Origin of the sequence: Arthrobacter sp. NPDC056727, assembly GCF_042790555.1 — a bacterium.
GTDB lineage: Bacteria > Actinomycetota > Actinomycetes > Actinomycetales > Micrococcaceae > Arthrobacter.
Genome location: NZ_JBHTZA010000030.1, coordinates 1 through 14473 on the forward strand (window position 1 = coordinate 1; position 14473 = coordinate 14473).

At 67.6% G+C, this 14473-nt stretch carries 8 protein-coding genes; 4 read left to right on the plus strand and 4 right to left on the minus strand.

The genetic code is table 11. The features are described from left to right. Positions 1–57: 57 nt before the first annotated feature. Both ACFRAH_RS21450 and ACFRAH_RS21455 read right to left on the minus strand, forming a co-directional pair. On the minus strand, positions 58–1779 hold the full coding sequence (locus ACFRAH_RS21450) for an Ig-like domain-containing protein (protein ID WP_377992928.1): 1722 nt from the start codon (positions 1777–1779) through the stop codon (positions 58–60). Positions 1780–1979: 200 nt separating this feature from the next. Then, a complete protein-coding gene (locus ACFRAH_RS21455) occupies positions 1980–2849 on the minus strand; it encodes a hypothetical protein (RefSeq protein ID WP_377992929.1) in 870 nt (289 codons plus the stop codon). A 241-nt stretch (positions 2850–3090) separates the two neighbouring features. Between ACFRAH_RS21455 and ACFRAH_RS21460 the strand changes: the two genes are divergently transcribed. The 4 genes from ACFRAH_RS21460 to ACFRAH_RS21475 all read left to right on the plus strand — a co-directional run bounded on the left by ACFRAH_RS21460 (position 3091) and on the right by ACFRAH_RS21475 (position 10842). After that, a complete protein-coding gene (locus tag ACFRAH_RS21460) occupies positions 3091–6525 on the plus strand; it encodes an SNF2-related protein (protein ID WP_377992930.1) in 3435 nt (1144 codons plus the stop codon). 724 nt (positions 6526–7249) lie between these two features. Continuing rightward, positions 7250–8611 (plus strand): NAD(P)H-dependent oxidoreductase, encoded by a 1362-nt coding sequence (locus ACFRAH_RS21465; RefSeq protein WP_377992931.1) that lies wholly within the window; start codon positions 7250–7252, stop codon positions 8609–8611. A gap of 77 nt (positions 8612–8688) precedes the next feature. Next, a complete protein-coding gene (locus ACFRAH_RS21470) occupies positions 8689–9429 on the plus strand; it encodes a FadR/GntR family transcriptional regulator (RefSeq protein ID WP_377992932.1) in 741 nt (246 codons plus the stop codon). Between the two features lie 87 nt (positions 9430–9516). Further along, positions 9517–10842, plus strand: coding sequence for an MFS transporter (locus ACFRAH_RS21475; protein ID WP_377992933.1), 1326 nt, complete (start codon positions 9517–9519; stop codon positions 10840–10842). Between the two features lie 88 nt (positions 10843–10930). Here the strand turns inward: ACFRAH_RS21475 and ACFRAH_RS21480 are convergent, their stop codons facing one another. After that, the gene (locus tag ACFRAH_RS21480) at positions 10931–13264 is read right to left on the minus strand and encodes a SulP family inorganic anion transporter (protein ID WP_377992934.1); all 2334 of its coding nucleotides are present in this window, start codon (positions 13262–13264) and stop codon (positions 10931–10933) included. A 348-nt stretch (positions 13265–13612) separates the two neighbouring features. Further along, entirely contained in the window at positions 13613–14473 is an 861-nt protein-coding gene (locus tag ACFRAH_RS21485) for a phosphogluconate dehydrogenase C-terminal domain-containing protein (protein WP_377992935.1), read from the minus strand.

The window sequence follows — 14473 nt, forward strand, 5'->3', positions numbered from 1 at the left end:
GCCCGGCGCTGCCCTTTCGGGCGGCGCCGGGCCGGAGGTCCTTGTGAAGCTGCGCAGTTACCTTCCTGTGGTGAAGCTCCAGGAGAGGCCGCTGAGCGGGTTGCCGGCGGCGTCCTTGATGCTGCTGGAGATGGTGGCCGTGTACCTCGTGTTGGCCGCCAGGGTCACGTTCGGGTTCAGGGTTGCCACCCGGGTGGTGGCGTTGTAGCTGACGGCGTAGCTCACCAGGGCGCCGGTAGAGGCGTTCCGGAGGGCAAACGTTCCGTTGGCGACGCCGGTCACTCGCTCACTGATGGTTGCGGTGACGTTGGCAGTGCGGCTCACGGCGGTGGCGTTCGTGCCCGGAGACTTGGCCGTCACTACCGGCCGCGGACCGGTGGTGAACGCCCAGGAGTTCGCAGCGATCGGGTTGCCGGCGATGTCCGTGATGCCGGCCGTCAGCGTTGCCGTGTGCTTGCGGTCAGCCGCCAGCGTGGCGTTCGGGTTCAGCGTGGCAACCCGTGTGGTGGCGTTCCACGTCACCGGAGACGCGATCAGCGCTCCGGCCGAGTTCTTCAGGGTGAAGGATGCCGTTCCCAGCCCTGCGATCGGCTCGTTAAAGGTTGCCGTGACGTTGGCCGTCTGGCTGGCCATCATCGAGTTGATGGCCGGCGCCTTGGCGGTGACCACGGGCGCCACGGTGTCGACGGTGACGGCCAGGGACCCGGTGGACCGGGTTTCGACGCCGCCCGGGCTGACCTCGCCGGCGGTCACGGTGTGCCGGCCGTTGGCCAGCACACGGCTGGACGTGATCGAGTAGCTGCCGTTCGCTGCCACCGACGCCGAACCGCTTGCCACGCCGTCAATGTAGAGGTTGACGCTCGCGGCATCCGGCAATGCGGTGGCACCTGTGAAGGCGGGGGTGGTGCTGCGCGTGATGTTGTCCGTGTTGAAGCGTCCGGTGTCGGTCGCAGCCGTCAGGTCAGGGGTGCTCGGCCCCTTGGCGAGCGGCGCCGTGCACGGGGCCGCCGGGCCGCCGATCGCCGCGTACTCGAATATCGTGACTTCATTGCCGGTCGCGGCGTTGCGTCCCAGCCACATCCCCCGGCTTTCGGAGGTGGTCGGTGATGACGCGCGGTCTGCGTCGGACACGCCGTCGGCGCCGACGCCGCCGAGACCCGTCCAGGTGGCCGTCCAGGTGGTGAGGCCCGGCCCGTCGTAAACCACCACGCCGTCCTCGCCTGAACCCGGTGCGCCGGCACGCAGCGTGCGGCGTCCGTTCAGGGCGAACGACTGATTGGCTGCCACAACCCTGGCTTCCAGCTGGTCCGCCGGGAGCTGCCCGCCGCCGGGCGCAGCAGCGGTACCCTTCATCACCACGGTGGTGGCGTTGATCTTCGTGGCGGGCTGTGTGACGGTGACGTTTCCTACGAAGGTCTGGTCGCCGACGTCGGGCGCCGTCAGGACACGGATCACGTCACCCGAGCGGATGTCCGGGGTGGTTCCTTCCCAGCATCCTCCGCCGGGGTGGTTGACCTCCACGATTCCGGCGACCGGTACCAGGTTGGACGCCGTGCCGATGACCGCGCCGCCTCGAAGCACCTGGATGGTGGGACGGTCACTGGCCGCGTACCCCTCGGCGGAGACCATGTCGCGCTCCGGGAAAACGGTGATGATGTGCGTCCCCGGGTCGCTGATGACGGCAAAAGCCGGAACAGCCGCCGTCGGGACGGCCAGTGCCAACAGTGCGCCAGCCGTGACGGCAGCTGCCAGACGTGGACGGATTCTTGCAGATTTCATGGAAAGCTCCCCTCAAAGGCCCCAGACTTCACCCGGCTGAGACCCAGCGAGGTGATCCTCTCCAGGTCCATGATCTGAAGAGAAAGCCAGTATCTGGACGCGACCCTGAGGAAACCTTGACCATCCGGCAGGCCGCCCCCTCAACGGAGCCGCCGCAAGGGGGCAGCCGGCACAAGGAAATGCCGCTGCCCCGCGCGGGGCTATGCCTCCACGAGGTCCTCGTCCAGCTCCTCAAACTCCACCGCAGCCACAATTTCCTTGGTGTCCGGGGTGAGCATGAAGGCCTCGTCGTCGTCCTCAATCATGAGGAAGTCGCCGTGGTCGGTGCTGAAGCGCCAGGCGAGCACCGTCTCGCCGTTGTGGTCGTAGCTCGGATCGCCCATGATGATTTTCTGCAGTTCATACCCGGCGATGTCGCACAGTTCCCGGATGATGACCTCAAATTCCGGGGCGTTCTCCAGGGCCTCTTCCTCGGCCTCGGCGCGGCGCTCTTCGAGGTCGGGCAGCGCCGCCACTCGCTTGGCGATGTGGGCGGTGAGCTCGTCGTCGTTCAGGACCAGCAGGCCTTCCTGTCCGCGCAGCCACGCCGCGTTGAGGGCAACGATGTCCTCCGTTTCGAGGAGGGACTCGAATTCGGCGTCGAGGTCCTCCATGGCCTGCACGCGTTCGGGGAGCGCGCCATCGCCACTGGCATCGGCCACGCCGTCCAGGTAGACGTCCGCCTCCTCCTCCGACAGAGCGTCGAATGCCTCCACGGTGCGGCCGAAAAGGTTAACATGCCCGGCGGCGCCCATGCCTTCCAGGCCCTCGCGGATGTATGCGTCAAGCTCCTCACGGTCCGGGGCGGTGAACACGTACTGCGCAAAGCCGCCGCCCAGGGACTGGGTCAGGTAGAAGTCCACAAAGAAGCTGCGCAGGGCGTTGGGCGCAATCTCTCCCGCGCCGAGCAGCTCCTGGTACATGGTGTTCACCACGGCGACATTGGAATCAACCGTCTCTGCATCGCTGCCGCTGTCGCCGCCTGCGGCGCCCTCGACGGTCAGGACAACGGGGTATTCGTTGGAAGTCATGGGAATCCTTACTGCTGAAAGCCGGTGGTGCTCAGGACTCCTTCAACGTACGTGCCGCGGGCAGTCGCAGGTTTAGGGCCAAGTGAACGTCAGGCGAAGTTTGCGCCCGCCGGCCCCATTGTGGGGAGCGCACCAGAAGGGCCCGACGGCGGGCGGCGGCAAATTTGAGAGCCTCCTCCGCCCGACTAAGATGGATCAGATAACCTGCAGATTCTCGACCTGCCGAAAGTAGCGCGCACCCATGCCTTCCCAACCGGACGACAGTGCGGCATTGGCAATCCAGACCCCCGCGATCAACGACCGCTCGCTCGCGGCCGGGCTCGCCTACGCCATGGGCGGCCGCGTCTCCGGCATCTCGTTCGACGCCGCCACCGGCCTGATGCTTGGCAAGGTCCGGGGCGGTTCCGAAGTACCCTATTCCACCACGGCCAAGCTGGTCCGGAAGGGCGGCGGCTGGAGCTGCACGGTGGGCGTCTGCAGCTGCCCGGTCCGCAAGGACTGCAAGCACGTGGCCGCGCTCCTGTTCGCCGCCGAGGACAACCCGGCCGTCAGGGTGCAGCTCCTGTCCCCCGCTGACGTCTCGAGGGTGTCGCGGGAACAGTCGGTGCCGGCGCTCTCGGACTGGGAGCAGGCGCTTAGCCCCCTGATTTCGCAGGCCGGCCCTGCCCAGCCAAGCGGCGGCACTCCCCTGGCCCTGCAGTTCGAGGTGGAGGAACCGGCCCCGCACTTCTCCTACACTGGCCGCCGGGATCCGCTCCGCAGCGTCCGCCAGCTCAAGGCCCGCCCGGTGATCATGGGCGCCAAGGGCAAATGGATCCGCGGCGACGTTTCGTGGAACACCCTGAGCTACCTGAGCTTCAAGCGCGAGTGTAACCAGGCACATGTGGAGTGGATGCAGGCCTTCCTCGCCGCGCATACCGCCGGCGCGAACCGGGCGTATTCGTCGTCGTCCGCGGCCCTCTGGCTGGGGCTGAACACCTTCGCCGGAAAGAATCTCTGGGGCCTGCTGGAGGAAGCCCGGCAGATCGGCGTCGCGCTGGTGCACAGCCGCGGCCAGGAGCCCGTCAACGTGGCGGCGGAGCCCGCGGCGGTGGGCCTCAACCTGGGCCGCTACGGAAGTGACGCCCAAGACGGGGGCCTGGAGCTCGCGTCCACGATTACGGTCGACGGCACCGAGGTTGATCCGGCGTCGGTGGGCACCATCGGGCGCCCGGCGCACGGCATATTCCTCACCTCCGGCGGGGACTCGCTGCCGGGGGTCGCCGCGGACGGGATCATCACCCTGGCCCCGTTGGAGAGCGGGCTGAGCGAGGAGCTGCTCGCGTTCGTCACGGCGGGCAGCACGCTGCACATCCCGGCCCGGGACGAGGGCCGCTTCCTCACCGGCTTCTACCCCAAGCTCAAGCAAACGGCACGGGTGACGGCAGCGGACGACTCCGTCGAGCTGCCCGAGCTCGCCCTCCCGACGCTGTCGCTGCTGGCCAACTACGGCACCGATCACCGCGTGCGGCTGCACTGGGAATGGCACTACAAGTCCGGCACCATCGTCACAGCGCAGCCGCTGTGGCGTCATCCCGGCGACCACGGCTACCGCGACGATCCGGCCGAAGCCCGGATCCTGGAGGCCGTCGGCCAGCCATGGGACGTGGTGCCGAAGCTCGGCGAGTCGGCCGCCGGAGGCTGGGGCACGCCGCGCCTCGCGGCCACCGCAGAGCTGAGCGGGCTGGACACACTCGCCTTCACGGAGGAGGTCCTCCCCAAGCTGAAGGCCACGCCCGGCGTCGACGTGGACACTTCCGGCGACATCGCGGACTACCGGGAGGCCGAGGAGGCGCCGGTGGTGGCCATCTCCACCAAGGCCACCGACCAGCGCGACTGGTTCGACCTCGGCATCGTGATCACCCTCGAGGGCCAGCCGGTGTCCTTCGCGGCCCTCTTCTCCGCCCTCGCCGCCGGCCAGACACGGATGCTGCTGCCCAGCGGCGCGTACTTCTCCCTCGACCTTCCGGAGCTGCACCAGCTGCGGGCCCTGATCGATGAGGCCCGTTCGCTGCAGGACAACAAGGACGCCCCATTGCAGATCAGCCGCTTCCAGGCCGGCCTGTGGGATGAGCTTGCCCAGCTGGGGATCGTGGACGAGCAGGCGGCCGCCTGGCGCGCGGCGGTGGGCGGGCTGCTGGAGGACGGCGTGCAGGGCCTGCCGCTGCCGGCCACGCTCAACGCCGAACTGCGCCCGTACCAGCTGGAGGGCTACAACTGGCTGAGCTTCCTGTACCGCCACAGCCTCGGCGGCGTGCTCGCCGACGACATGGGCCTGGGAAAGACGGTCCAAGCGCTGGCGCTGATGTGTGCGGCCAAAGAGCATGCCGCATCGTCGCCGGACGCTGCGGCAGCGGACGCCAAAACGGAACCAGCCAAAGCAGCGGACGACGGCGGCACGCCCTTTTTGGTGGTGGCGCCGACCAGCGTCGTGGGCAACTGGGAGGCCGAGGCCGCCCGCTTCGCGCCCGGCCTGACGGTGCGCGCCGTCGGCGAGACCTTCGCCAAGAGCGGCGCGGACCCCGCCGAGGCCTTGGCCGGGGCCGACGTCGTCATCACGTCCTACGCGCTGTTCCGGATCGATTACGAGTCCTACGCTGGACGGCGCTGGGCCGGGCTGGTGCTGGACGAGGCCCAGTTCGTGAAGAACCACCAGTCCAAGGCGTACCAGTGCGCCCGCAAGCTTCCGGCGGCGTTCAAGCTGGCCATCACGGGCACGCCGCTGGAGAACAACCTCATGGAGTTCTGGGCCCTGACCTCCATCGTGGCGCCGGGGCTGTTCGCGAGCCCTTCACGCTTCGCCGAGTACTACCAGAAGCCGGTGGAGAAAAACGGCGACAAGGGGCAGCTGGACAAGCTCCGCCGTCGGGTCCGTCCGCTCATGATGCGCCGCACCAAGGAGCAGGTCATCAAGGACCTGCCGCCCAAGCAGGAACAGATCCTGGAGGTGGTGCTCAATCCGCGGCACCAGAAGGTCTACCAGACGCACCTGCAGCGCGAGCGGCAAAAAATCCTGGGCCTGATCGAGGACGTGAACAAGAACCGCTTCACCATCTTCCAGTCGCTCACGCTGCTGCGGCAGCTCAGCCTGGACGCAACGCTCGTGGACGAGTCCCTGTCCGGCGTGCGCTCGAGCAAGCTGGACGTATTGTTCGAGCAGCTGGAGGACCTCGTGGCCGAAGGCCACCGTGCCCTCATTTTCAGCCAGTTCACCGGATTCCTGGGCAAGGTCCGCGAGCGCCTCACCGAGGAGAACATCGAGTTCTGCTATCTCGACGGCGGCACCCGGAACCGTTCCGACGTCGTCAACGAGTTCAAGAACGGCACCGCCCCGGTGTTCCTGATCAGCCTCAAGGCCGGCGGCTTCGGCCTCAACCTGACCGAGGCCGACTACGTGTTCCTGCTCGACCCCTGGTGGAACCCGGCGTCAGAGGCGCAGGCGGTGGACCGCACGCACCGCATCGGCCAGGCCAGGAACGTCATGGTGTACCGGCTGGTGGCCAAGGACACCATCGAGGAGAAGGTCATGGCGCTCAAGGCCAAGAAGTCGCAGCTGTTCGCTGACGTCATGGAGGGTGATGCCCTCTCGGGTGGTGCGCTCACGGCGGAGGACCTGGCGGGTCTGTTCAAGGACTGACCCGTTCCCGGCTGATGCCTGCATCGCTGCGGCCGGGGCGGACCGGACCCCGAAGGCGGTCCGCCTGCTGAACCACCGGCCCAGGGCTTTGCCTTTGCCCTTCCACCAGCTGTCCTCGTCGGTGTCGGTCCGCCACCGGTAGATCAGGACCACCAGCACGAACATGCCGGCCGTGACGTTAGGCCAGACGCCGGCGGCGGCATCGAGCAGCGCCCTGACCGCCGTGGCCAGGATCGCCGGCGGCGCCACGGTACGGAAGACGGTGTTGGCCAGATACCTTCGGTGGGAGCGCGGCACGGACAGCAGCCGGACCATGTCCGAACAGGCGCACACCACCACCACTGCCTGCCCCAGCATGAGCAGGATGGACCCCGGGAGGGACCCGGCAAACTCCATCGCTGACGCCAGTCCGGAACTCATGGCCTGCATCCGTCCATGTTCGTTTCCTTCCTTGCTTGCCCTGTTTCGCCGCCCGCCCTGCGCCTCTCCCCCGTACCCCTTGGGTGTCAGACCATTCAACGCTTGCGGTCCAATCAAGTCACGGGGGCCGAATACCCGTCTTTGGTGCACGGGCTACGCGCCTTGGCGACGCGGTACGCAGAACGAAGCCACTGCCGGGCGACGTGACGCTTGACACACCCTCCACCCTCATGTCATGGTTGCAACATCAGATGGTCAGACCAACTGACCGTCCGCCAGCATTGCCGCTACGAGGAAGTACTCCATGAACCTCCACTCTCTTCTCCAAAAACGAACCGCCACCCAGGGCCCCATCCGGGTGGGCGTCATCGGCGCGGGCAAGTTCGCCTCCATGTTCCTGACCCAGGCCCTCAACTCAGAGGGCATCCACGTGGTGGGCGTCGCCGATATCGATGTCCCGAAGGCGAAGGGCGCCCTGCAGCGGACGGGCTGGCCGGCGGAGCGCTATGCCGCCGGCAGCTTTGCCGAGGCACTGCGCAACGGCAGCACCTTCGTGACCGACAGTTCCGCCGCCCTGATCCAGCAGCCGCAGATCGAAGTCATCCTCGAGGTGACGGGCAACCCGATCGTCGGCACCGCCCACGCCGTGCAGAGCATCGACAACGGCAAGCACATCATCATGGTCAACGTCGAGGCCGACTGCATGGTGGGCCCGCTCCTGCAGCGGCGCGCCGAGGCCGCCGGCGTTGTCTACTCCATGGCCTACGGCGACCAGCCGGCCCTGATCTGCGAAATGGTCGACTGGTGCCGCACCGTCGGGTTCGACATCGTGGCCGCCGGCAAGGGCACCAAATACCTCCCCGAATACAACTACTCCACGCCGGACACCGTCTGGAACTACTACGGTTTCACCGACGAGCAGCTCGCCAGCGGGGACTTCAACCCGAAGATGTTCAACTCGTTCCTGGACGGCACCAAATCTGCCATCGAGATGGCCGCCGTCGCCAACGGCACCGGCCTCACGCCCCAGGACGAGGGACTGTTCTTCCCGCCGGCCGGCGTCGACGACCTTCCGCACGTTTACCGCGAACAGTCCGTCGGCGGCGTCCTTACCCGCCGCGGCACCGTGGAAATAGCCTCCAGCCTGAACCGGGACGGCACCGAGGTGGACCGCGACCTCCGCTGGGGCGTCTACGTCACCTTCGAGGCCAAGACCGACTACGCCGTGCAGTGCTTCGCGGAATACGGCGTCAAGACGGACTCCACCGGCCGCTACGGCTCGCTCTACCGGCCGTACCACATGATCGGGCTGGAGCTCGGTGTCAGCATCGCCTCCGCCGTGCTCCGCGGGGAAGCCACCGGCGCCCCCACCGGCTTCCGCGGCGACGTCGTGACCACCGCCAAGAAGGACCTCAAGGCCGGTGAAATCCTCGACGGCGAAGGCGGCTACACCGCGTTCGGCAAACTGGCCCCGGCGCACATTTCGCTCGAGCGCAACGCCCTGCCCCTGGGCCTGGCCCACGGCATGAAGCTCAAGCGCGACGTGCCCAAGGACCGCACGGTTTCCTGGGACGACGTCGACGCCGACGAGAGCCTGCTTGCCGTCCAGATCCGGCGCCAGCTGGAGAGCGAGGCCCGCGCAGAGCTCCTGCAGCTGCAGCGGTAAGACGGTCAGGCCGAGCAACTACGATGAAAGTGCCGCGGCCCCCTGCCGCCGGCAGGAAAATCAAAGAGGTGATCGGCATGAGCGCAGAAGCATGGGAACCGGTACAGCGGGTCCGTACCTACGAACAGGTGATGGCCCAGATCGAGGAACGCATCCTGGACGGCAGGCTCAAGGCCGGGGACAAGCTGCCCAGCGAGCGTGACCTGTCCGCCCTCCTGAACGTTTCCCGCCCCTCCCTGCGGGAATCGCTCAGGGTCCTGGAGGCGCTGGGCATCGTCGACATCCGCCCCGGCGGAGGAGCCGACGGTGGGGCGGTCCTGGTTGAGGAGCCGGGTTCCGGGTTCATCAACCTCCTGAAGCTCCAGCTTGCGCTCGGCCAGTTTGACCACAACGAGGTACTCGAAACCCGGATCGCCCTCGAAACCTGGTGCTGCGAGGAGGCCGCCCAGCGGGCCACCGAGGAGGACCTGGCCGAACTGGAGCAGATCCTCGACCGGATGGACGATCCGGAGATCACCACCCCCGAGTTCAACCGGCTGGATGCGGCGTTCCATGTTCGGATCGCCGAATCCACCGGCAACTCACTCACGGCACACCTGATGGGCTCCCTCCGGACGGCCATCAACCGCCAGATGATCGAGGCCTACGCCCGGCTTGAGAACTGGCGGGAAACGGCCAAGGTGGTCCGCAGCGAACACCGCGCGATCCTTGCGGCGCTTCGCCGAAGGAAAGCCGATGAGGCACGGCGGGCCGTGGGCGACCACATCCGCAGCTTTTACAACATTGACAACGCCAAGGCTCTGAAACAGCCCAGGTGACGCCGGGGCCGGTGTCCACGGGGACAGCGCCTGCGGCGACCGCAGGGGCAGGAAATCCTGTCCCATATCGAAGGAGATATGAACGCGATGAGCACCCTCACGCAAACGCACGCCCAGCAGGCCAAGAACGGATCACCGGACAAACTGAAGGTCGCCATCGGCAGCGCAGTTGGAACGACCATCGAAAACTACGACTTCCTCGCCTACGGAACGGCCGCCGCCCTCTACTTCGGCAGCGCCTTCTTCCCGGGCCAGGATCCCCTGGCCGCGACCCTCCTCGCGTTCGCAACCCTGGCCGTTGGCTTTGCCATGCGTCCCCTGGGCGGCCTGATCGGCGGCTACCTCGGCGACAAGTATGGCCGGAAGCCGGTCCTGGTGGGTGCGCTGCTGGTGATGGGCGCGGCGACGTTCCTCATCGGGGTCCTTCCCACGTACCAGCAGGTGGGCGTTCTGGCACCGGTGCTGCTCGTGGCCATCCGCATCATCCAGGGCCTGGCGTTCGGCGCCGAGTGGGGCGGCGCGATCATGATGACCTTCGAACACGCCCCCTGGCGCAAGCGCGGGCAGTACACCGGCATCCCGCAGGCAGGCGTTCCGCTCGGGCTGCTGCTGGCCAACCTGGTGTTCCTCGGCACCACGGGCTGGAACAACGAGTGGTCCTGGCGCGTGCCGTTCCTTGCCAGCTCCATCCTGATCATCGCCGGCATCATCATCCGCATGAAGGTCAGCGAATCCCCCGAGTTCGAAGAAACCAAGGCCCGCGGTGAACTCGTCAAGAACCCGCTGCTGACGGTCATCAGGGACGACTGGCGGAACATCCTCCGCGTCATCGGGCTGCGCCTGGCCGAATCCGGCGGCTTCTACGTCATTGTCACCTACCTGCTCTCCTACATCAGCACCAACAAGATCGTTGACCGGCAGGTTGGCCTGACCGGCCTGGTGCTGGCAGCCGCCGTCGGCGTCGCCGCCACCATACTTTGGGGGCGGGCCACCGACCGCATCGGACGCCGCAAGCTCTACATCGCCGGCTGCGCGGGCATCATCCTGTTCGGCTTCCCCATGTTCCTCATGGTCAACACCGCAGTCCCGTTCCTGATCGTCCTCGTCTACGTCGTCGGCCTGCCGGTACTCCACGACATGCTGGCCGGCGCCCAGGGCGCCTGGTTCTCCGAACTGTTCAATGCCAACACCCGCACCTCCGGGGCATCCATCGGCTACCAGTTCTCCGCGGCCATCTCCGGCTTCATCCCGCTGATCGCCGCAGCCACCGCGGCGGCCTGGGGCTGGAGCGGGGTGTCCATCGTCTACATCGCCTGCGGCGCGATCGGCCTCATCGCGGCGCTGGCAACCAGGGAGACCTGGAGCAACCGTGAAAAGAACGAAGTCGATGCGCTGATTGCGTCCGGCAAGTAAGAGTCAGCAAAGACAGATGGTCCCGGGCAGGTTTCCTGCCCGGGACCATCTGCTGTTAGGGCCTGGCCTGTTTATGGCTCACGTCCGGTCAGGCGGGCGCCAGTTCCCCGGCCCGCGGCAGCGGATCCAGGTGGCTGATGCCGGTGGGCGTGATCTGCAGGACCCTGGCCGTGGCGATGTCGTAGAACAGGCCCGTCACGTGGAGGTCACCGCTCCGGACGGCGCCCTGCAGGCTGGCGTGCCGCTGCAGCCGCTCAAGCTGGACCGCGACGTTGACCATGGCCAGCTGGTCCACTGCGCCGTACCCGGCCTGCTCGGCGGCAACCTGGACGGGATGGCCTGCATGGAACGACTCCAGGCTCGGCCGCCCGTGGTCCAGCCAGGACTCGACGGGGCACCGCTCCTCCTGCCCTTCCGGGTTCCGGTCTGCCGGGTTCCCGTCTGAAGCAGGTCCGGCGAGCAGGGCCGTCATGGCGCCGCAGCCGGAGTGGCCGCAGATGACCACGTTCTTGACCGAGAGCTCATTGACCGCGAATTTCAGGGATGCTTCCACCGACGGTTCAAGCCGGTCGCCTCCCACCACGTTGCCCACATTCCGGACCGTGAAGAGGTCCCCGGGGCCGCTGCTGGTGATCAGGTTCGGCACCAGACGCGAGTCGGCGCACGTGAGGAAAAGCGTGTCCGGATCCTGGAAGGTGGACAGCTCCTGGACATGCGGACGCAGCAGGTGGGCGTGGCGGCGGTGGTAGCTGTCGACGCCGTTGAGCACCGAACGCACGGGCGCCGGGATGGCACCGGCTGCCTCTGCCCCCTCCGGCAGGCCGTCCCGCTGCCAGCTCCGCCACGGGGCGAACCCGCCGCGCAGCGCCGACCGGGACGAGCCGCGCGCGGGAGTTCCCGCCAGGGCGGCGTGGAGCGTGGCGGTGCCCGTTTCCTCGATCTCGACGCTGCCGCCGTTGTTCACATGCCGCAGGCGCCAGGCCTCCAGGGTGTCGTGGACGGGGTGGTCAAGGTAGTCGACGTCGAGTTCCACGGTGACATGGGCGGCCGGCGGGACAGCCGCCAGCACCTTGCTCAGGCGCGGAAGCGACAGGAACGTGCAGGAACCGTCGATGACCACCCGCCAGCGGTTTTCGGCCGCGCCGCCGAGGGGTTCGGCGTGGATGCTGGCGCGGACCACGCGCCACAGGACCAGCAGCACGGCCAGGGCAAGCCCGATCAGCACCCCGGCCAGAAGGTTCACGAGCACCACCGTGAGCAGCGTGGCGGCGTAGACGGCCAGGTCACCCGTGACGCGTGCGGTCTGGAAGTCGGCAACCTTCACGAGACGGATGCCGATCATGATGAGCAGCCCGGCAAGCACAGCGTCCGGCACCAGCTGGATGACGCCCGCCAGCAGCAGGGAAAAGACGAGGACCCAGATGCCGTGCAGGATTGCGGACTTCCGGGTCCGGGCCCCGGCCTCCACGTTGGTGGCACTGCGCACGATCACGCCGGTGACGGGAAGCCCGCCCAGCATGCCCGAGGTCACGTTGGCGGCGCCCTGGCCGAGGAGCTCGCGGTTGAAGTCGGTGCGGTCGCCGTGGTGCATCTTGTCGACGGCGACGGCGGACAGCAGCGACTCGACGCTCGCCACCAGGGCGATGGTGACGACGCCGACCGCGATGGCGGTCCACTCCCCCTGCGGCAGGTGCGGCAGGGAGAGCGCGTCCAGCAGCGAACCGTCGAAGGTGATCCGGTCGACGTCGGAATTGAACGGCAGCGACAGCAGCGTCGCTGCCACGACGGCCACCAGCGGCCCGGGAACGCGGCGGACAGCCGCGGGCATGTATTTCCACCCGACGAGCAGCGCGATCACGACAGCGCCGAGGAACGCGGCCTGCGGATCCAGCGTGGCGAGGGTGTCCGGCAGCGCCAGGATGTTGTGAAGTGCCGCTTCGCCTGCTTCGGCGCCGAGCATGACGTGCAGCTGCTGCAGGACGATGATGATGCCGATTCCGGCAAGCATCGCGTGCACCACCACCGGGGCGATGGCCAGGGCCACCCGGCCCACCCTGGCCATGCCAAGCAGCACCTGGAGGACCCCGGCAGCCACGGTGATGGCGCAGGTGACGGGCCAGCCGAACTGCTCAATGAGGCCCGCGACGATGACCGTCAGGCCGGCCGCCGGGCCGCTGACCTGCAGCGGTGCACCGCCCAGGCTGCCTGCCACGATGCCGCCGACCGCGGCCGCGATCAGTCCGGCCATGACCGGCGCGCCCGACGCCGCGGCGATGCCGAGTGACAGCGGGACGGCAACGAGGAACACCACGAGGGAAGCTGGCAGGTCCCAGCGGAGGCCCGATGCCAGGCGGGCAAGGGCTGGTATCCGGCTTCTGCCGGGGTGGATGGGGTCTGGATCCGTGGCGGCTGGCGAGGGCATATAAGTCCTTAGCTCGTTCGAAGGGTCCTTATCCACGCTATTGACGGCGCAACGGGGGCCGCAAGGGTACCGCCCGTGAGAAGAAACACGAGGTCAGGCCCGACATAAAGCGAAAACTAGGAGACTAATCCATTCGTTTGCATAAACGCCGCACTGCCCCGCCAGGAGCTGTTTCCCGCGCCGCAAGGGCTTCCCGCCGGGAAGGAAAACCGGCCTCCGTTCAAGTCACATGGGTCCGCTCAGGGGTGCCGGCGCGGCGGGCGCAGGAAAACTTTTTGTTAAAAACAGCAGTGGACCCATCCCAGGGGGTGGGTCCACTGCTGTGGGGCCGGTACCGGCAGCCGGTGGTTAGCGCTTGACGGCGTCCAGCTTGAGCATCTTGGCGATGACGCTGTCGAGTTCGGAGTCGTCGAAGATCTTCTTCCAGTCGTCCTTGATGATGGTGTCCTTGCCGTACTGGATGGCGATCTCGCAGGCCTCGGAGAACGGGTTGGAGCCGCGCAGGGCGTTGGTGAGGGCGATCTGCACGTGGCCGAACAGCATGGCCTTGGCAGCTTCCTCGGGTACGCCGGCGGTGTGGACGGTCTCGTGCAGGGCTTCGTTGAGCAGGGTGCCGATCATGCAGGCGACGGTCTCCACGAGGGTGGGCTCGAGGATGGCGAGCTGCTTCACGGTGACCCAGTGGACGTCGATCACGGGGGCGTAGATGACCTTGATGGTCGCCTCGGCCGCGGCGCGGGCGGCCTCCGTGGCGTCCTCGTCGATCGCGGCGACCACGTTCTGCGGGGCGCCCTCGCCGCCGAAGGTGTCGGCCCATTCTTCCTTGGTGGTGCGCTCCAGGAACACTGACGGGTGGCAGGGGTGGGCCACGGCCTGGACGACGTCCTCGCGCTGGGCGAGCAGGCCGGCGTAGGCGGCGGCCGGGTCCAGGGTGAGCACGATGGCGCCGGACTTCATCTGCGGGACGACGCCCTCGGAGACAACGCCCAGGACAGTGTCCGGAACGGCGAGGATCACGACGTCGGCGCCCTTGACGGCGTCGTCGGTGGCGGTGATCTCGCGGCCTTCGGCGCGGACGCGGTCCTGGCCGGCGGGTGAGTTGTCGGAGTAGAACACGGTGTGGCTGGACTTCTGGAGGTTGCGGGAAACGCGCATCCCCATCTTGCCTCCGGCTCCGATAACGGCGACGGTCAACTGTTCTGCAGACAT